Here is an 18,268-nt window from a genome sequence, read left to right on the forward strand (position 1 = left end):
GTTTTTTGTGAGAACAGATCAAATGCGTTTCCTCATCCAGCGCCGGGAGCCGGGCCTGCCGATGCATGTCCTCTTGCAGCTGCTTGAGTCCGGAGTTCTGGGCGAGGGGGAACAGGCGCGGTTCCGAGCCATCCTAGCGCGGGAGGGGATCGAACTCCCGGCGATCGAGGTCCCCGGGGCGCAGGCGCCCATGCGCTGGTTCCGGGAAGCCTGCCCCGACCTCGATGCCGACAAGGCATCCTGCATCGGCTATTTCGCCGGCAAGAAAGTGCGCCTCACCTCGAGCAGTCTGCTGAGCCTGCCCCTGGTCAGCGCCAGCTCGGTCAGTGAAGCGCTGCATCTGCTGAAATTCCTGCCGCTGATCTCGAATGTCATCAGCGCGACTTTCCTCGAGCGTGAGGAAGCCGTGCTGATCATGCTGACCATCGATTCCGGCGATCCGGTTCTCGACCGCCTGCCCCTGTTCTATTGCGCTGCCGCCTTCATCCGCCTGCTGAGGATTCTGTCAAGCGAGGCGCTGGAACTGACGTTTCACATCGCCTGGCCCATGCCTGAGGGGTTGGCGGATCATCCCGACAGTCTTGCCGTCGGACTGCGCTTCGATGCGCCCATGCATTACATTGCGGTGCCGCGCGAGACGCTGGAAACGGTCTGCCGCTTCGCCGACCCAATTGCCTACAACAGCGCAGTGGCCAGCCTGACGGCCCTGCAGTCGAGCAAAAGCATGCCCGACGAGATCGCCGCCCGGGTGCGCTGGCGGCTGGAGGCACGGCCGGGCCTGATCCGCATCGACGAGGTGGCGAAAGCCATGAATCTCTCGGTCAGCACACTGAAGCGGCGGCTGGCGGATGCGGGCACCACGTTCAGCGCTCTTCTCGACGAGACGTCGAGGGACCGGGCGAAACTCATGCTTGCCGACGCGACGATAACACTGGACGCCATCGCGCTGACCCTTGGCTACAGCGATCTGGCCAATTTCTCGCACGCATTCAAGCGCTGGACAGGAACATCGCCGGGCGTGTTCCGGCGCCTGGCCGTCAGCGAGGGGGGAAAGACATGACTCGCTGAAGGGCCGATCGCGCAACATCACAGGACCGTCGCCGAGACCGAACACCGGCGAGCGGTCGCTTCTTGCAGTTCATCAGCATCGCTGCTGCTTCCAACAGCCCGGGGCGGCTCCCCCTTCGGTCACTGATGCCCCCACTTCCGTTCCCAAGAGGCAATGCCTCACCCCGCTGTCGCGGTCACCGGGAGCTTATAGTCCTTGAATTGCTCGCGCAGCCGGGTCTTCAGCAGCTTGCCGGTCGCGGTGTGGGGCAGTTCGTCGACGAAGACGACATCGTCCGGCATCCACCATTTGGCGATTTTGCCGACCAGAAAGGCAAGCAGTTCACCCTTGGCGACATCTTTGCCGGGCTTGCGCACGACGATCAGCAACGGGCGCTCGTCCCACTTCGGATGGAAGACGCCGATCACCGCCGCCTCGGCGATCGCGGGATGGCCGACCGCGGCGTTTTCGAGGTCGATCGAGGAGATCCATTCGCCGCCCGACTTGATCACGTCCTTGGCCCGATCGGTGATCTGCATGAAGCCCTCGGGATCGATGGTGGCGACGTCGCCGGTATCGAAGTAGCCGTCCCCGTCGAGGATATTACCGCCGTCCCCCTTGAGGTAGGCGCCGGCGATCCAGGGGCCGCGCACCTTCAGGTGGCCGAAGGCCTTGCCGTCGCGCGGTAGCTCGTTGCCGTCGTCGTCGGTAATTTTCATCTCGACACAGAAGACGGCGCGGCCCTGCTTGCACTGGATGTCCAGGCGCTTGTCGAGCGGCAGCTTCTCCATTCCCGCCTTCAGCGCACCGAGCGTGCCGAGCGGGCTCATCTCGGTCATGCCCCAGGCGTGGCAGACGGTGACGCCATATTTGGTCTCGAAGGTCTCGATCATCGAGCGTGGCGCGGCAGAACCACCAATGACGACGCGCTTCAATGTGGAGAGCCTGCGGTTCTCGTCCTTCTCGAGGTGCTGGAGCAGCATGAGCCAGACGGTCGGCACCGCCGCCGTCATGGTGACGCCTTCGGTCTCCAGCAGCTCATAGATGCTGGCACCGTCCATTGCAGCGCCCGGCAGGACGATCTTGGCGCCGGCCATGGGCGCGCCATAGGGGATCGACCAGGCGTTGGCATGGAACATGGGCACGACCGGCAGCACCACGTCGGCCGAGCGCATACCCAGCGCATCGGCATTGTTGGCGACCATCGAATGCAGCGCGGTCGAACGGTGCGAATAGAGCACACCTTTGGGATTGCCCGTGGTGCCCGAGGTGTAGCAGAGCGAGGACGCGGTGTTCTCGTCGAACTCCGGCCATTCGAAGTCGGCCGAGGCGGCCTCGACCAGATCCTCGTAGCAGAGGGCGTTGGGGATCGTGGTCGTGGGCATATGCGCCCGGTCGGTCATGATTACGAAATGCCGGATCGAGGGCAGCTTGTCGGCCAGCTTCTCGATCAGCGGCACGAAGGTGAGGTCGACGAACAGGGCCTTGTCGCCGGCGTGATTGACGATATAGGCGATCTGCTCGGGAAACAGGCGCGGGTTGATCGTGTGGCAGACCATCCCCGAGCCAGAGACGCCATACCAGAGTTCCAGGTGGCGGTAGGTGTTCCAGGCGAGCGTGCCCACCGTATCGCCCAAGCCGAGCCCGAAGCTCTTCAGCACGTTGGCGACCTGGCGCGATCGGCGCTCGCAATCGGCATAAGTGTAGCGGTGGATCTGCCCCTCGACCGTCCGCGTCACAATTTGCCGTTCTCCATGATTCCTGGCGGCGAATGTCAGAAATGAAGAAATGAGAAGCTGTCGATCCTGCATAAGCCCGCGCATATGATTCCCCTCAGGTGATTATTGGCTGGTTTCTTGCCCCGACAATATATGGAAAGACGAATGTTCGGAGGCGAGCCAGGACGGATGTTGACGTTGATTCAAAAAAGAGCCCCAGGATGCCATCGCAACACGAAGGCATCCCGGGGCAAGTGGCGTACCGGCTGTGGAGGATAAGGGCCGCCGGATACGCAAATCCTTAATTCCCGAAAATCTCTCCAGGTAGCCGCCACCCGGGCGGCGCCATCAAGAGAACGCACGCTCCCATCGGCGCCTCAGCAATGCTTGCCGTGATAGCCGCGCAGGGGACCTGCCGCACCGGCGTCACTTCCACCGCATTTTCTCCGTCTCCCTGTTAGTGCTGGGCAACGGGGACCCGCACAGTCAGGCCGTTCAGGCTTTCATTGATCGTGACTTGGCACGCCAGCCTCGAGTTGTCTTCGACCGCATTGGCAAACTGAAGTAGAGACTTTTCCGCTTCCTGCTGCGGCGGCAGACGATCAATCCAGACCGGCTCCACATACACATGGCATGTCGCACAAGCGCAACTGCCGCCGCAGTCGGCATCGATCCCGGGCACCGAATTGTGAACGGCTGCCTGCATCAGTGTTTGCCCTTCGGCGACCTGCACCTTCGTGGCGTGGCCATCGGGCGAAATGAAAGTGACATCGAACATGATTTATCTCCTCGCTATCAGGCCAACTTCTGGCGCTCCAACCCGGCGATGACTCGCCGAAGGTAACAGGAGCTGATGGCCTCCTTGTTATTGTTCCGCGGGCGCCGACGCCGATCCGTCGGCGCCCGAAAATAGACGAACCAGATCACGCCGCGATGCGGACAGGCAGCGATTCGTACCCCTGCACGAAGGGAGAGAGGACCCGCTTGGGCTCGCCCACGACCTGGATCTGACCCGCCTTCGGCCAGCGTTTCAAAGCCTCTTCCCATACGATGCGAAGCTGCAATTCCGCCAGCCTGTTGCCCACGCAGCGGTGGATGCCAAAGCCGAACGACAGGTGATGACGAGGCTGTGCCCGATCAATGAGATAGGAATTGGCGTTCTCGATCTCGTCCTCGTCGCGATTGCCCGACGCGTACCACATGACGACCTTGTCCCCCTTGCGGATCAATTTGCCGCCGAGTTCGGTGTCCTCCAGGGCAGTCCTCCTCATGTGGGACAGGGGCGTTTGCCACCGGATGGTTTCGGAAACCATCGACGGAATCAGCGACGGATTCGCACAGAGCTTTTCATATTCCGCCATGTGCGTATTGAGCGCCAGCACGCTACCGCTCATGGTATTTCTGGTCGTGTCATTGCCGCCGACGATCAAGAGCAGGACATTGCCCATGAATTCCTCGGGCGCCATGTTTCGCGTCGCATCCGAATGGGCGAGGAGCGAAATCAGGTCGTTTCCTGGTTCGGCATTCACCCGCTCATTCCACAGACGGGTCATATAGGCGGCACATTCCCCCAGAATGGCCATGCGCTGCTCTTCCGTATCGACGAGGCCGGTGCCGCGCAGCGCCGTGGTCACATCCGACCAATATGTGAGCTTGGCACGGTCTTCCCAGGGAAAGTCGAATAGCGTCGCCAGCATCTGCGTCGTCAGATTCTTGGAAACCAGCTCGACCCAATTGAAAGTTTCATTCACCGGCAGCTCGGCCAAGGCCCGGGCCGTTCTCTGCCGGATCAACCCTTCCAATTTCGCCAGATTTTCGGGGGCAACCACGGGGCTGACCGCCTTGCGCTGAACGTCATGCTTCGGCGGGTCCATCGCGATGAACATCGGCAAGACCACGGCGGAATTGGATTCGCCGTCGATGATGGTGATGCCGCCGTAACTATGGTCGGACGAGTAGACCTTGGGATTCGTCTCGACCTGGACGATATCCTTGAACTTCGTCACGGACCAATATGGCCCGAACATGCTCGTCTTGCAGAAGTGAACAGGGTCCTCCTTCCGCAGCCGAGAGAACAGTTTTTCAGCCACATTGTCCCGGAACAATTCGGGATTCGACACATCGATATCTTCGAGCGGAATCTTCTCGAAAACATCCGGGCCGCTGTGCGCCCAATTTATTGCTTCGTTCACGTTCCTGCCTCCCGTATTGCGGAATGTTTCTGGGCGAAGACCTCCGACACCATGCAGGCTCTTCGATATCCGCACGCTCTCAATTATCGCGCAATCAAAAGCATTCTCCCCTCCCCGTTCGGGTAGGCCCTGTCCTCCAGCCGATAGCCTAACGATAAGGGGAAGCCTTCGGCGGCCGCCAAGCCGCCAAAGCTCTGCGTTGGCCGATGCCATACGGTCGCCGCGCGGATTGAATTGCACCGGGAGGAAAAGCAAAAAATGGCGGATTTCGACTACATCATCGTAGGTGGCGGCAGCGCCGGCTGCGTGCTGGCAAATAGATTGTCGGCAGATCCGAAAAACAAGGTCCTGTTGCTGGAAGCCGGCGGGAAGGATAAAAGCCCACTTATTCACATGCCTGCTGGTGTAATAAAACTATTAGGCGGCACCAAGGCAAATTGGTACTACCATACCGAACGGCAGGAGCATCTCGACGGGCGGTCTCTGTTTTGGCCGCGCGGTAAGGTTCTAGGCGGCTCATCGTCGATCAATGGCATGATTTACATTCGCGGACATGGCCGTGACTACGATCAATGGCGCCAGCTTGGCCTGACGGGCTGGGGCTACTCCGACGTTCTGCCATACTTCAAGCGAAGCGAAGGCAATGAAGGCGCGATCGATGCCTTCCATGGCGGTAAGGGCCCGCTCATCGTCAGCCATGCCGAGCGGACGAACCCTCTCTTCGAGGCATTTGTCGAGGCCGGCGTCCAGGCTGGTCACAAGCAGACGGACGATTTCAACGGCCGTCAGCAAGAGGGTTTCGGCCCCTACCAGTTGACCATTCGGGACGGTCGGCGTTGCAGCGCAGCGGTAGCCTATCTTCGGCCGGCCCTGGGTCGCCCCAACCTCGCGGTGATCGTGGAGGCGCTGGCGACGCGAGTCATCATGGAGGGGCGCAAGGCGATCGGTGTCGAATATTTGCAGGGTGGCCGGCGGCACACCATGAAGGCCGCTCGTGAAGTTATCCTCGCGGGCGGCGCCGTCAACTCGCCACAGCTTCTGATGCTGTCGGGGATCGGCCCGGCGGCCGAGTTGAAGAGGCACGGCATTGATGTATTGATCGATCTTCCTGGTGTCGGTAAAAACCTCCAAGATCATCTCGATGCCACGGTGATCAATCGCTGCCTGTTGCCGATTACGCTGCATAGCCAATCCAAGCCGGTAGCCCAGACTCTCACCGGCATGCAATATCTGTTGTTCAAGAAGGGCCTCGCTCGATCGAACGGACTGGAATCGGGAGCCTTCATCAAAACCAGGCCGGGGCTGGAAATTCCAGATGTCCAGCTTCACTTCTTGGCAGCGGTGATGCAGGACCATGGGCGCGAGAAGTCGCCCGGCCATGGCTTCACCGTGCATCTCTGCCAGCTCCGGCCCGAGAGCCGCGGCTACATTGGCTTGCGTTCGGCAGACCCTACCGATCATGCCATCATTCAACCGAACTACTTCGAGAGCGAAGTCGATCGCCGGACCATGCGGGACGCTGTGCGTATCGTGCGTGACGTACTCAAGCAACGAGCGATGCAGCCCTATCTGGGCGTTGAATTGGAACCCGGTGAGGCGGTACGCAGTGACGGGGAGCTGGACAGCTGGCTGCGCGCCCATGCGGAGACCATTTACCATCCAGTCGGTTCCGCTCGAATGGGTACGGACTCCATGGCCGTGGTTGACGAACGCTGCCGAGTCCATGGCGTGGCCAACCTCCGTGTCGTTGATGCGTCCGTCATGCCGACATTGGTCGGGGGCAACACCAATGCCCCCACCATTATGATCGCAGAAAAGATCTCGGACGACGTTCTGGGCAAAGCGCCACTCCCTTCCGAGGCCATTCGCATCGCTGAAGACGAAGACGACAGTACTCGTCAGTCGTTCGCGCGATAGTGGGCGATCAGGGCTCCTATTTTCGACCCTCCCGAAAATGAAGTTTCCTGACCTGATCCCGATGGCGGGCAAGCAGCGCCATCGGGATCCTACAGCAAGATCAGCGGAGGCCCCGCCTTAGGAAGGGTCGGGGCCTCCGGTCACCTGCCGGATTTTCCCGGATCGCGCCCGCGGGCCGGCGGCGGGACATCGGCGGGGACGGCACGCCGGCGGAATTCGCCCGGGCTCTGCCCGGTCCAGCGGCGGAAGGCACGGCCGAAGCTCGACTCGTCGCCGTAGCCGGCGAGGCGGGCGACCCGCTTCAGCGGAATGTCGCCCCGGCGCAGCAATTCTTCAGCCCTGAGCCGCCGGGCCTTGGCCTTGAGGTCGAGGAGCGAGGTGCCCTCCTCCTGGAGATGGCGTTGCAGGCTGCGCGGCGACAGGGCGAGCTGGCCGGCGATCGCTTCGGCACTGGGCGAGACGGCCCCGCTAGCCGCGATCACGCTGCTGATCCGCTGCGACAGCAGGCGGTCGCGCCGATATTGCCGTGCCATCAGGAAAATCGGCTTGTGCAGCAGCCGGCGCAGCACCGCGTCGTCGCGCACCACGGGAAGCTCGAGATAGGCGGCATCGAAGCGAAGCTCGGCCGCGGGCGCATCGAAGGCGATCTCGCCCCCGAACATCAGGTCATAGGCTTCGGCATGGGCCGGTCGTGGACAGGGGAAGCGCGCGGCATTCAGCGCGATCCGGGAATCCGCCAGCCAGCAGGCGACGCCGTGCAGGTTGCGCAACAGGCCAGCCAGGCAGAATTCCCTAAGCGCGCCGAGGTCGACCGCTTCATGTGCCCGGACCACCGCTTCCGCCCCCTCGACCCGAAGCTCCAGGGCGACGTCTTCAGTCAAAAGCCCGTGATGCCGGCACCAGCGCCGGATCGCCACATCGAGCCCCGGCGACGGCAGCGAGGCGCGCAGCAGCATGCCGTAGCTGCCCCAGGGCAGGCGGCGCGAGAACCAGCCCAGCGCCTCGTCGTCGAGCTCGCGCATGGCATGGCTCGACAGTGCTTCGAAGGGTTCGATGGCGACCCGCCCGTCCGGCGCCGCCAGGACCTCCGGCGGAATGCCAGCCTGGCGCAGCGCCGGCCCCGGGTCCATGCTCCGGCGCTCGTAGACGGAAACGATGGCACGGACGAAGGCGGCGGGCGTTCGGGGGATCGAGGTTATCTTGGGCATGGGCCACCTGTCGTGGCGCATTCTGCACAGGAATTGGCGGGGACGGCAATCGGCGCCACGCTAGTTTTCAGACAGGTTGGGCTCTCCGGGGTAACCAACCACAAATGAGGAGAGGAAGTCCTGCCGACCCGCCCGCTTCCGGCCACTATGGTGGCTGCGTCGTCGGACAGGACAAAAACCGCCCACGCCCGGACGGGTTGGTGCGGACGGTGGGCCGCGACGGGCGGCGCTGTCCACCGTGCAATCCGGCACCAGAACTGTCGGCGCAAGGCGTCGGCACTGCGCATTCGGGAGGAAACAATGTTCGACGCCGTCATGAATTTCGGCTTGGGCGAGGAAATCGACGCGCTGCGCGCCACGGTCCGCCGTTTCGCCGCCGAGGAGATCGCGCCGCGGGCCCGGCAGATCGACGCCGACAACGAATTCCCGGCCGACCTGTGGCAGAAGTTCGGCGCCCTCGGCCTGCTCGGCATCACGGTGCCGGAGGCGTACGGTGGCACCGGCATGGGCTATCTCGCCCATTGCGTCGCGATCGAGGAGATTTCGCGCGCTTCCGCCTCCGTCGGCCTGTCCTACGGCGCCCATTCCAACCTCTGCGTCAACCAGCTCCGCCGCTGGGGCAATGCCGAGCAGAAGGCGAAATATCTGCCCAAGCTGATGTCGGGCGAGCATGTCGGCTCGCTCGCCATGTCGGAGCCGGGTGCCGGTTCCGACGTCGTCTCGATGAAGCTCCGCGCGCGGAAGCAGAACGACGGCTACGTGCTGAACGGCAACAAGATGTGGATCACCAACGGTCCCGACGCCTCGACCCTGATCGTCTATGCCAAGACCGATCCGGAGGCCGGGCCGCGCGGCATCACCGCCTTCCTGGTCGAGCGCGGCATGACCGGTTTCTCGACCGCGCAGAAGCTCGACAAGCTCGGCATGCGCGGCTCCAACACCTGCGAGCTGGTGTTCCAGGATTGCCTGGTGCCCTTCGAGAATGTCCTCGGCGAAGAGGGCAAGGGCGTGAACATCCTGATGTCCGGCCTCGACTACGAGCGCGTCGTGCTGGCGGCCGGCCCGCTCGGCATCATGGCGGCGGCGCTCGACATCGTCGTGCCCTATGTCCACGAGCGCGAGCAGTTCGGCAAGCCGATCGGCACCTTCCAGCTCATGCAGGGCAAACTCGCCGACATGTATACGACGATGAATGCCTGTCGGGCCTATGTCTATGCCGTGGCCGCCGCCTGCGACCGGGGCGAGACGACGCGGAAGGACAGCGCCGGCTGCATCCTCTATGCCGCCGAAAAGGCGACCCAGGCGGCGCTGGAAGCGATCCAATGCCTGGGCGGCAACGGCTATATCAACGATTACGCCACCGGCCGCCTGCTGCGCGATGCCAAGCTCTACGAGATCGGCGCCGGCACGTCGGAGATCCGGCGCATGCTGATCGGCCGCGAAATCTTCGCCCAGACGGCCTGAGACCCGCCATGGCCCGGCTCACCAGCAAGCTCAACCCGAACGATCCCGGCTTCGCCGCCAATGCCGCGCGCATGGCCGGCCTGGTCCGTGAGTTCGCGGCCCTCGCCGAAAAGACCGTGAAGGGCGGCGACGAGAAGTCGCGCGCCCGCCATGTCGCCCGCGGCAAGCTCCTGCCCCGCGAGCGGGTCGCCCGGCTGCTCGACCCCGGCAGCCCGTTCCTGGAGATCGGCCTGTTCGCCGCCGAAGGTGTCTATGACACCGAGATCCCGGCGGCCGGGGTGATCGGCGGCATCGGCAAGGTGGCCGGGCGCGATTGCCTGATCCTCTGCAACGACGCCACGGTGAAGGGCGGCACCTATTATCCGCTCACCGTGAAGAAGCACCTGCGGGCGCAGGAGATCGCAGCCGAGAACAACCTGCCCTGCCTCTATCTGGTCGATTCCGGCGGCGCCAACCTGCCGAACCAGGACGAGGTCTTCCCCGACCGCGACCATTTCGGCCGCATCTTCTTCAACCAGGCCAATATGTCGGCCCGGGGCATCGCCCAGATCGCCGTGGTCATGGGCTCCTGCACCGCGGGCGGCGCCTATGTCCCGGCGATGAGCGACCAGACCATCATCGTCAAGGAACAGGGCACCATCTTCCTGGCCGGCCCGCCCCTGGTGAAGGCCGCGACCGGCGAAGTGGTGGATGCCGAGACGCTGGGCGGTGGCGACACCCATACCCGCCTCTCCGGCGTCGCCGACTATCTGGCGGAGAACGACGCCCATGCCATCGCCCTGGCCCGCCAGGCGGTGCGCAACCTGGGCCTGCCGCCGGCACCGGCGATCCCGCTCCGCCCCGCCGTGGCGCCGGCCATGGACCCGGAGGAGATCCTGGGCGTGGTGCCGGCCGATGCCCGCACCCCCTACGACATCCGCGAAGTGATCGGGCGGATCGTCGACGGTTCGGATTTCGAGGAATTCAAGGAACGCTTCGGCACCACCCTGGTCTGCGGCTTCGCCCATATCGACGGCATCCCCGTCGGCATCCTCGGCAACAACGGCGTGCTGTTTTCGGAAAGCTCGCAGAAGGGCGCCCATTTCATCGGGCTGTGCTGCCAGCGCAAGATCCCGCTGCTGTTCCTGCAGAACATCACCGGTTTCATGGTCGGCTCGAAATACGAGGCGGGCGGCATCGCCCGCGACGGCGCCAAGCTGGTCAATGCGGTCTCGACCGCGGCGGTGCCCAAGGTCACCGTGATCGTCGGCGGCTCCTTCGGGGCCGGCAATTACGGCATGTGCGGCCGCGCCTATGGCCCGCGCTTCCTGTGGATGTGGCCCAATGCCCGGATCTCGGTCATGGGCGGCGAACAGGCGGCGGGCGTGCTGGCGACCGTGCGCCGCGCCGCCGTCGAAGCCCGCGGCGGCAGTTGGAGTACGGAAGAAGAGGCCGTCTTCAAACAACCGGTGATCGACCAGTTCGAAACCCAGTCGCACCCGCTCTATGCCTCGGCGCGGCTGTGGGACGACGGCATCATCGACCCGCGCCAGACCCGCGACGTGGTCGCCCTGTCGCTCCGCGCGGCGCTGAACGCGCCCATCGAGGAAACGCGCTTCGGCGTGTTCCGCATGTGAGGAGGGGCGGATGTTCCAGAAGATCCTGATCGCCAACCGTGGCGAAATCGCCTGCCGGGTGATCGACACCGCACGCCGCATGGGCATCGCCACCGTCGCCGTCTATTCGGACGCCGACAGCAATGCCCGCCACCGGGCGCTGGCCGACGAGGCCGTGCACATCGGCCCGGCGCCTGCGGCCGAGAGCTATCTCAAGGGCGAGCGCATCATCGAAGCGGCGCTCGCCACCGGGGCCCAGGCGATCCACCCGGGCTACGGCTTCCTGTCTGAAAACCCCGGCTTCGTCGAAGCGGTCGAAGCGGCCGGCCTCGTGTTCATCGGCCCCTCGCCCGCCTCGATCCGCGCCATGGGGCTCAAGGACGCCGCCAAGGCGCTGATGATCGAGGCCGGCGTCCCCGTCGTGCCCGGCTATCACGGCGAGCGCCAGGACGCCGACTTCCTGGCCGCCGAGGCGGACAAGATCGGCTATCCGGTGCTGATCAAGGCGCGCGCCGGCGGTGGCGGCAAGGGCATGCGGCTGGTCGAAAAGCCGGCCGATTTCGCCGCGGCGCTGGAAGGCGCCCAGCGCGAGGGCCGCGCCAGCTTCGGCGACGGCGCCGTGCTGATCGAACGTTATGTGACGAGCCCGCGCCATATCGAGGTCCAGGTCTTCGGCGACCGCTTCGGCACGGTCGTGCACCTCTACGAGCGCGACTGTTCCCTGCAACGCCGCCATCAGAAGGTGATCGAGGAAGCCCCCGCCCCCGGCATGACCGCGGAGCTGCGCGCCGCCATGACGGCGGCGGCGGTGAAGGCGGCCAAGGCGGTCTCCTATCACAATGCCGGCACGATCGAATTCATCGTCGACGGTTCCGGCCCGCTCCGCCCCGACGGCTTCTGGTTCATGGAGATGAACACGCGGCTCCAGGTCGAACATCCGGTGACCGAGGCGATCACCGGCCTCGACCTCGTCGAATGGCAGCTCCGCGTCGCCGCCGGCGAGCCGCTGCCGCTGACCCAGGACGAGATTCCCCTGAACGGTCACGCCTTCGAGGCCCGCCTCTATGCCGAGGACCCGGGCAAGGGCTTCCTGCCCGCCCCCGGCCCCCTGCTCCATGTCGCCTTCCCGGAAACGGCCCGGATCGACACCGGGGTGCGCGCGGGCGACCGCATCAGCGCCCATTACGATCCCATGATCGCCAAGCTCACCGCCCAGGGGCCGAGCCGGGCCGACGCCCTGTTCCGCCTGCGCCGGGCCCTGGCCGCGACCCATGTCGCCGGCACCGCGACCAACCTGAGCCTCCTCCAGGCGCTGTGCCGCGACACCGATTTCGCAGTGGGCAAGATGGACACCGGCCTGATCGGGCGGAAGCAGGAGGCGCTGACCGCCGCCGCGCCGCCGGACGATGCCGCCATTCTGTTCGCGGCGATGACCGCCCTCGACCTCGACCCGGCGCGGCCGCAGTTCGGCTTCCGCCTGTGGGGCACCGGCACCGTGCGGGTCGAATTCGTCTCCGGCGACGACCTCGTCGCCCGCGACCTCCGCCTGCTCGGCGCAGGCCAAATCGCGGTCGAGGACGGCGGGTGTTCCACCGTCTTCGAGGCTGTCGCAGTCGGTCCGGACGGCTTGCGGGCACGCCAGGGCGGGCGCAACCTCGACGCCAAAGTGGCCCATGTCGGCGATGCGGTTTCCTTGCTGCTCGACGGCAGGATCAGTGATTTCGCCCTGATCGACCCGCTGGCGGTGGAGCACACGGGCGGTGCGGCCGAGAACCGGATCGTCGCCCCCATGACCGGCGTCGTCCGCTCGGTCCCGGTGACCGCGGGCAGCACGGTCGCCAAGGGCGACATCCTGGTCGTCATGGAGGCGATGAAGATGGAGCACAGCCTGCGCGCCGCCGCCGACGGCGTGGTCGAGGCCGTGCATTGCACAGTGGGTGACACGGTCGACGACGGCACCCTGCTGGTCGATTTCGCCCCGCAGGCGGCCGAGGGTGCGCCGGTGGAGGACAGCCTTGTCTGAGCCCGTCACCATCTATGAAGTCGGCCCGCGCGACGGCTTGCAGAACGAGGCCGGCTTCGTGCCGACCGCGGACAAGATCGCCTTGATCGACCGCCTGTCCGAAACCGGCCTGACCCGGATCGAGGCGACCAGCTTTGTCTCGCCCAAATGGGTGCCGCAGATGGCGGACGCCGCCGAGGTGATGGCCGGCATCCGGCGGGCGGCCGGTATCCGCTATGCCGTGCTGACGCCCAATCTGCGCGGCTTCCAGGCGGCACTGGCGGCCGGTGCCGACGAGGCGGCCATCTTCGCCTCGGCCTCGGAAGGTTTCAGCCGGAAGAACATCAACTGCTCGATCGCCGAGAGCCTGGAGCGTTTTGCCCCCGTGGCCGAGGCGGCCCGGGCGGCCGGATTGCCGCTGCGGGGCTATGTCTCCTGCATCGTCGAATGTCCCTATGACGGGCCGGTCGCCCCGGCCGCGGTCGAGCGGGTCACGGCGGCGCTGCTCGGCATGGGCTGCTATGAGGTTTCGCTCGGCGATACGATCGGCCGGGGCACGCCCAAATCCGTCGAGCTATTGCTGGCGTCCCTGTCCCGTTCGATCGCACCGTCGCTGCTGGCCGGCCATTTCCACGACACGGGCGGCCTTGCCCTCGACAATGTCGGGGTGGCGCTGACTTACGGCATCCGCACCTTCGACAGCGCCATCGGCGGCTTGGGCGGCTGCCCCTATGCTCCGGGCGCCAAGGGCAATGTCTCGACCCTGGCGCTCGCCCGCAGGCTGGCGGCAGAGGGTTGGGATACAGGGCTCGACCTCGCGGCGCTCGAACGGGCGGAAGCCTTCATGGCCGGCCATATCGCGGCTGCGTACCGCGCCGCCGACAGTGCTTTGTCTCTTAACCGGTGAAGTGCTCGATCTCGATCTGATCGCGCCGCTGGTATGTATCCATCCGGCGGGGGCCGTGGCTTGCGTTTCCGGCTGTCAGCTCGCCTTGGTCTTGCGGCGGGTCCATTTCCGGGCGAGTTGATGGAGTTCGTCCTGTATCGCCGCCGGGGCGAGGTAATCCGGGTCGTAGTCCTCACCGGCCCAGGTGATCATGTCGTTATGCTGCTCATGGTCAGGATCGGCCAGGGCTTCGAGGAACTCCTGGTATCCCCACGGCCCCCCCCCCCCCCCACATCTTCGGGCGGGCAGCGCCCGCTGGCGCCGAGCAGGAGAGGATAATCGACATCGGGCGTGGCCGGCGCGATCTTCTCGACCTTGACCGTATGTTCCCAGCCGTCGCCGAAGTTGTATAGATATTTGAAGCTGCGGGCACCGGTATCGGCGATGACAGCCTCGAGCTTGGCCTTGCGGGCATCGAGGATGTCGTGCTCCCAGTCCGGATCAGGAATGCCGAAGCCGACGTCCCGGAAGCGGAACTCGTAGAGATGACTGTCGGTCCAACCGAGTGCCACTTGCAGGACAAGATGCAAGCGGTCGAGCCGCAGGGCCAGCGGCACCTCGATCCGCCGCATGACCGCGGGCTTCACGTCGTCGAGCTTGATCTTGAGACGGGCGATGGCCGTGGTCGTCATGCGGCATTCCTGTCGGTGGTGCGGCCGCCGATGTTCCAGTTCCAGGGCAGGAGTTCGTCGAGCCGGTGCGCGGGATGTTCCGCGATGCGGGCGAGGATGTCGGCCAGCCAGGCCTGCGGGTCGACGTCGTTCATCCGGGCGGTGACGATCAGGCTGTACATGACGGCGGCGCGCTCACCGCCGCGGCCGGAGCCGGCGAAGAGCCAGGACCGTCTGCCCAGGGCAATGCCGCGCAGGGCACGCTCGGCGGCATTGTTCGTGAGACAGATCCGGCCGTCGTCGAGGAAGCGCGTGAACGCGGTCCAGCGCCTGAGCATGTAGTCCATGGCCTTGGCGACGTCGTTGCCGCCGGACAGCCGGGCGCGTTCCTCGCGCATCCAAGCTTCGAGAGCGGCGACCAGGGGCATGCTGAGATCCTGGCGGACGGACTTGCGCTCGGCGGCCATGTGGCCGTTGATCTCGCGCTCGATCGCGAACACCGCGTCCATGCGCCGGGCGGCCTCGATCGCCAGCGGCGAGATCACCGCGGTCTTGCCCTGCGCCCGTTTCCTGGCGCCGGCGGCGATATCGGCCAGGACGAAGAACTTCCGGCGCGAATGAGCCCAGCAAGCCGCTTCGTTGACGGTTCCCGGCTGACGGCCTGCCTCGTAGAGCTTGTTGTAGCCGCCATAGGCGTCGGCCTGCAGAATGCCGGCATAGGTCGACAGGTGCCGGTGGGGATGCTCGCCGGTTCGATCGCGCGAGTAGTGGAACACCGCGGCCGGCGGCGCCGGCCCGCCGAAGGGGCGATCGTCGCGGACATAGGTCCAGAGCCGCCCGATGTCGGTCTTGCCCCGGGGCCAGCACCGGCACCGTTGTGTCGTCGCCGTGCAGCCGCTCGGCGGCCAGTGTGTGGGCCTCGATACGCGCAAAGAGTGGCGCCAGGGCGAAGGCGCAAGCGCCGACCTGATCGGCCAGGGTCGAGAGGCTGAGCGGCACGCCTTCCCGGGCGTAGCGCTCGGCCTGGCGGTTCAGCGGCTGATGCTGGCCGAACTTCTCGAACAGGACCGTCGCCAGCAGGTTGGGCCCGGCCCAGCCGCAGGGTGTCGGATGGAACGGCGCCGGCGCTTGAGCGATGGCCTCGCAGTCCCGGCACGAGACCTTCTCCCGCACGGTCTGGATGACCTTCCACTGCCGGAGGATGACCTCCAGGGTCTCGGTGATGTCTTCCCCCAAGCTTGGAGAGCTTGGTGCCGCCGCAGCAGGGGCATGACGCCGGCGCCGGCAGGGCCACCCGCTCGCGCGGCAGGTGTTCGGGGAAGGGCTGGCGCGACGGGCGCTGGCGGACATGGCCTGCAACCACGCTCGCCTTGGCGACAGCCATCTCGGCCGCGAGGTCGTCTTCGCTGGCCGAGGCCTCCAGCTCCTCGAGCACCAACTCCATTTGGTCGAACAGGCGCGCCGAGCGTTCCGATCGCTGGCCATAGATCTGCCGGCGCAGCTTCTCGATCTCGAGCTTCAAGTGGGTGATCAGCGCCTGGTCGCCGGAGACCTTGGCCTGTGTCGCCGCCGCGACTGCCTCTGCCGCCAAGGCCCGGGCCTCGGCCGCCGCCAGGGCGGTCCGCAGGGCCTCGATCTCGTTCGACGCGCCATCCATGGGATCAATAAGATCACATCCCGCCGCCCAGGCAACCCCGGATCATGCCTGTGAGCCACCCCGTCGCAGTCAACCGGCGTGCTGCGGACGCCAGCTGTGCCGGGGATTGCGCCAGTCGATCCCTTCCAGCATGTTAGCCCAGCTGCGCCGGCGCGATCGCGACCGCGCCACCGGCTGGCGAGGGCCAGATGAACCGGCCCTTCTCCAGCCGCTCGGCGTAAAGCGACATGCCTAAACCATCGTGCCAGAGAACCTTAACCAGGTTGCCCCTGGCACCCCGGAACACGAAGAGATCGCCGGCATGAGGATCACGCCCGAGCGCCTCCTGGACCTGAAACGCCAGGCCGTTCATGCCCCGACGCATGTCCGTCCGACCGACCGAGAGCCAGACCCGGACACCCGACGGCACCGCGATCATCGCAGCACCCGAAGGGTCGCCGTTACCAACTCGGTGGGCGCGCCGGCCGCCCCCTGGGTGACACGAGTGACTGTTCAACGGCGTATCGAGTCTTCTCGGAGTGATTTTTTGGTCGTTTTTTAGATCGAGTGCGGTTTCCGAAAGGAGAGGACGATGACAATAATGAAACTGGCAATTGCCCGCGATCAATTCGCTGCGGTGCCGCCGGATACGCCTCCCCTCCAGGGTGTCCGGTGGCCCGTTTCCCCCAGCAGCCTCGCGGCGCTGATCGATCTCGGCCTTTCTGACGGGCAGATCGCTTTCTATTTCTCGATCAATGCCAATCGGGTGCGCAGCCTGCGCAATTGGTACGGGCTGTGACGTGGGTGGCGCCCGGCCCCGGGATCGCCGCAAGGCGATGCTGGATGTCAATCGGCATCGAAGATTGGCCCCGTATTGGAGTGGGCCCCTGGGGTCGGACAGTCGGGCGTGAAAGAATTGACCCACGAGCTGGGCTTTCGAAAGATGGAAGCCATGGCCAAGCATCGCACTGACGCGAGAAGGCAAGAACCGAGGGGCTGTCGGTCCTTACCTTCCCTGGTGCCGCGAGGGCCGGCCCCCTTCGACCGCCGACGGAAACGGTCGAAGAGACGTTCGCTCAGAAGCTGAGCAGATCGTTTACCGCGTCGAGGGTCGGATCCAGCGCGCCCTGATCTGCCCCTACCAGATTGTCGACCAGGGTGGTGACCGGGCCGAGAACGCCGCTCTGGCCCCGGGTGATGTCATTCAGCGGCGCGGTCAGCGGCGAGAGCACGCCGGTCTGCGGATCGACGAGGCCGCCCACCAGATTGCCGACGAAGGCGAGCGGGGTATTGTCCAGCAGATTGCCCACCGTACCATCGACCACGTCGATCAGCCCGTCGTTGTCGGCCGCCGCACTCGGACCGCCGAGCAGGTCGTTAACGGCATCGAGGGTCGGGTCGAGCAGGCCCTTCTCCGGCCCGGCCAGCGCATCGACGAGTTCGGTCACGGCGCCGAGGCCGCCGGTATCGATGTCCGTCAGGCCGTTCAGCGGCCCGGTCAGGACGGCGAGCGCCCCGCTGTCGGGATCGACCAGGGTATCCACCAGATTGCCGACGAAGGCGAGCGGAGTATTGTCCAGCAGATTGCCCACCGTGCCCTGCACGAGGTCGATCAACCCGCCGTCGGTGGTCGAGCGGGTATTACCCGTGAGCAGGTCGTTGACGGCATCGAGGGTCGGGTCGAGCAGGCCCTTCTCCGGCCCGACCAGCGTATCGACGATTTCGGTCACGGGGCCAAGCGCCCCGGTCTCGACATCGGTGATCGAGTCGAGCGGCTTGGTCAGCGGCGAGAGCACGCCGGTCTGCGGATCGACGAGGGCACCGACCAGGTTGGTCACCGGTTGCAGGATGGTGTTGTCGGTCAGGTTGTGCAGCACCTTCTCGATCGAGCAGATCAGGCCGTCGGTGGTGCCGCAAGCCTGGGTCTGGCC

At 65.4% G+C, this 18,268-nt stretch carries 15 protein-coding genes and 1 pseudogene; 7 read left to right on the top strand and 9 right to left on the bottom strand.

Annotated elements, in window-relative coordinates:
- Positions 1-22 precede the first annotated feature (22 nt).
- Positions 23-1,060 (top strand): helix-turn-helix domain-containing protein, encoded by a 1,038-nt coding sequence (locus tag WAZ62_RS21605; protein ID WP_109920215.1) that lies wholly within the window; start codon positions 23-25, stop codon positions 1,058-1,060.
- Positions 1,061-1,227: 167 nt separating this feature from the next.
- Here the strand turns inward: WAZ62_RS21605 and WAZ62_RS21610 are convergent, their stop codons facing one another.
- From WAZ62_RS21610 to WAZ62_RS21620, 3 genes are all read right to left on the bottom strand, one after another.
- On the bottom strand, positions 1,228-2,871 hold the full coding sequence (locus tag WAZ62_RS21610) for a 3-(methylthio)propionyl-CoA ligase (protein ID WP_109920214.1): 1,644 nt from the start codon (positions 2,869-2,871) through the stop codon (positions 1,228-1,230).
- 352 nt (positions 2,872-3,223) lie between these two features.
- Positions 3,224-3,544 carry a 2Fe-2S iron-sulfur cluster-binding protein gene (locus tag WAZ62_RS21615; RefSeq protein WP_109920213.1) on the bottom strand — a complete coding sequence of 107 codons (321 nt, stop codon included), beginning with the start codon at positions 3,542-3,544 and terminating at the stop codon, positions 3,224-3,226.
- 145 nt (positions 3,545-3,689) lie between these two features.
- Positions 3,690-4,958, bottom strand: a complete 1,269-nt coding sequence (locus WAZ62_RS21620) for a cytochrome P450 (protein WP_208112064.1) — start codon at positions 4,956-4,958, stop codon at positions 3,690-3,692.
- A 258-nt stretch (positions 4,959-5,216) separates the two neighbouring features.
- Between WAZ62_RS21620 and WAZ62_RS21625 the strand changes: the two genes are divergently transcribed.
- On the top strand, positions 5,217-6,875 hold the full coding sequence (locus WAZ62_RS21625; RefSeq protein ID WP_109920211.1) for a choline dehydrogenase: 1,659 nt from the start codon (positions 5,217-5,219) through the stop codon (positions 6,873-6,875).
- 140 nt (positions 6,876-7,015) lie between these two features.
- Here the strand turns inward: WAZ62_RS21625 and WAZ62_RS21630 are convergent, their stop codons facing one another.
- Positions 7,016-8,083 carry an AraC family transcriptional regulator gene (locus WAZ62_RS21630; protein WP_208112065.1) on the bottom strand — a complete coding sequence of 356 codons (1,068 nt, stop codon included), beginning with the start codon at positions 8,081-8,083 and terminating at the stop codon, positions 7,016-7,018.
- A gap of 300 nt (positions 8,084-8,383) precedes the next feature.
- Here WAZ62_RS21630 and WAZ62_RS21635 point away from each other — a divergent pair, with 300 nt between their 5' ends.
- Genes WAZ62_RS21635 through WAZ62_RS21650 form a run of 4 tightly spaced genes read left to right on the top strand, consistent with a single transcriptional unit; the run spans position 8,384 to position 14,051 of the window.
- On the top strand, positions 8,384-9,547 hold the full coding sequence (locus tag WAZ62_RS21635) for an isovaleryl-CoA dehydrogenase (RefSeq protein WP_109920209.1): 1,164 nt from the start codon (positions 8,384-8,386) through the stop codon (positions 9,545-9,547).
- Between the two features lie 8 nt (positions 9,548-9,555).
- Positions 9,556-11,163, top strand: a complete 1,608-nt coding sequence (locus WAZ62_RS21640) for a carboxyl transferase domain-containing protein (RefSeq protein WP_109920208.1) — start codon at positions 9,556-9,558, stop codon at positions 11,161-11,163.
- A 10-nt stretch (positions 11,164-11,173) separates the two neighbouring features.
- Positions 11,174-13,165, top strand: coding sequence for an acetyl/propionyl/methylcrotonyl-CoA carboxylase subunit alpha (locus WAZ62_RS21645; protein ID WP_109920207.1), 1,992 nt, complete (start codon positions 11,174-11,176; stop codon positions 13,163-13,165).
- Complete coding sequence (locus WAZ62_RS21650) at positions 13,158-14,051, top strand: hydroxymethylglutaryl-CoA lyase (RefSeq protein ID WP_109920206.1); 894 nt, start codon at positions 13,158-13,160, stop codon at positions 14,049-14,051. The genes WAZ62_RS21645 and WAZ62_RS21650 overlap by 8 nt, the downstream gene beginning before the upstream one ends.
- 75 nt (positions 14,052-14,126) lie before the next feature.
- Here the strand turns inward: WAZ62_RS21650 and WAZ62_RS21655 are convergent, their stop codons facing one another.
- The 4 genes and pseudogenes from WAZ62_RS21655 to tnpB form a co-directional block, all read right to left on the bottom strand.
- Positions 14,127-14,339 (bottom strand): IS1096 element passenger TnpR family protein, encoded by a 213-nt coding sequence (locus tag WAZ62_RS21655; protein WP_422645598.1) that lies wholly within the window; start codon positions 14,337-14,339, stop codon positions 14,127-14,129.
- A complete protein-coding gene (locus WAZ62_RS21660; RefSeq protein WP_422645595.1) occupies positions 14,240-14,722 on the bottom strand; it encodes a plasmid pRiA4b ORF-3 family protein in 483 nt (160 codons plus the stop codon). The genes WAZ62_RS21655 and WAZ62_RS21660 overlap by 100 nt, the downstream gene beginning before the upstream one ends.
- Positions 14,719-16,358 (bottom strand): annotated as a pseudogene (gene tnpC / locus WAZ62_RS21665) (IS66 family transposase). The gene WAZ62_RS21660 and the pseudogene tnpC overlap by 4 nt, the downstream one beginning before the upstream one ends.
- A gap of 133 nt (positions 16,359-16,491) precedes the next feature.
- Positions 16,492-16,776: an IS66 family insertion sequence element accessory protein TnpB gene (gene tnpB / locus WAZ62_RS21670; RefSeq protein ID WP_422645596.1), complete on the bottom strand. Its 285-nt coding sequence runs from the start codon at positions 16,774-16,776 to the stop codon at positions 16,492-16,494.
- Positions 16,777-16,938: 162 nt separating this feature from the next.
- Here tnpB and WAZ62_RS21675 point away from each other — a divergent pair, with 162 nt between their 5' ends.
- Complete coding sequence (locus WAZ62_RS21675) at positions 16,939-17,136, top strand: hypothetical protein (protein WP_109920205.1); 198 nt, start codon at positions 16,939-16,941, stop codon at positions 17,134-17,136.
- Positions 17,137-17,413: 277 nt separating this feature from the next.
- Here WAZ62_RS21675 and WAZ62_RS21680 read toward each other — a convergent pair.
- On the bottom strand, positions 17,414-18,268 hold an 855-nt coding region (locus WAZ62_RS21680), incomplete at its 5' end, for a hypothetical protein (protein WP_422645597.1).

It is taken from the genome of Zavarzinia sp. (genome assembly GCF_049306435.1).
In the GTDB taxonomy this organism is placed as follows: Bacteria; Pseudomonadota; Alphaproteobacteria; order Zavarziniales; family Zavarziniaceae; genus Zavarzinia.

Excerpts from the sequence above, each read along its gene's own strand:
- tnpB (WP_422645596.1), bottom strand. The coding sequence starts at position 16,776 with ATGATCGCGGTGCCGTCGGGTGTCCGGGTCTGGCTCTCGGTCGGTCGG.
- WAZ62_RS21615 (WP_109920213.1), bottom strand. The coding sequence starts at position 3,544 with ATGTTCGATGTCACTTTCATTTCGCCCGATGGCCACGCCACGAAGGTG.
- WAZ62_RS21635 (WP_109920209.1), top strand. The coding sequence starts at position 8,384 with ATGTTCGACGCCGTCATGAATTTCGGCTTGGGCGAGGAAATCGACGCG.
- WAZ62_RS21640 (WP_109920208.1), top strand. The coding sequence starts at position 9,556 with ATGGCCCGGCTCACCAGCAAGCTCAACCCGAACGATCCCGGCTTCGCC.
- WAZ62_RS21675 (WP_109920205.1), top strand. The coding sequence starts at position 16,939 with ATGAAACTGGCAATTGCCCGCGATCAATTCGCTGCGGTGCCGCCGGAT.
- WAZ62_RS21645 (WP_109920207.1), top strand. The coding sequence starts at position 11,174 with ATGTTCCAGAAGATCCTGATCGCCAACCGTGGCGAAATCGCCTGCCGG.
- WAZ62_RS21625 (WP_109920211.1), top strand. The coding sequence starts at position 5,217 with ATGGCGGATTTCGACTACATCATCGTAGGTGGCGGCAGCGCCGGCTGC.
- WAZ62_RS21605 (WP_109920215.1), top strand. The coding sequence starts at position 23 with ATGCGTTTCCTCATCCAGCGCCGGGAGCCGGGCCTGCCGATGCATGTC.
- WAZ62_RS21610 (WP_109920214.1), bottom strand. The coding sequence starts at position 2,871 with ATGCGCGGGCTTATGCAGGATCGACAGCTTCTCATTTCTTCATTTCTG.
- WAZ62_RS21660 (WP_422645595.1), bottom strand. The coding sequence starts at position 14,722 with ATGACGACCACGGCCATCGCCCGTCTCAAGATCAAGCTCGACGACGTG.
- WAZ62_RS21630 (WP_208112065.1), bottom strand. The coding sequence starts at position 8,083 with ATGCCCAAGATAACCTCGATCCCCCGAACGCCCGCCGCCTTCGTCCGT.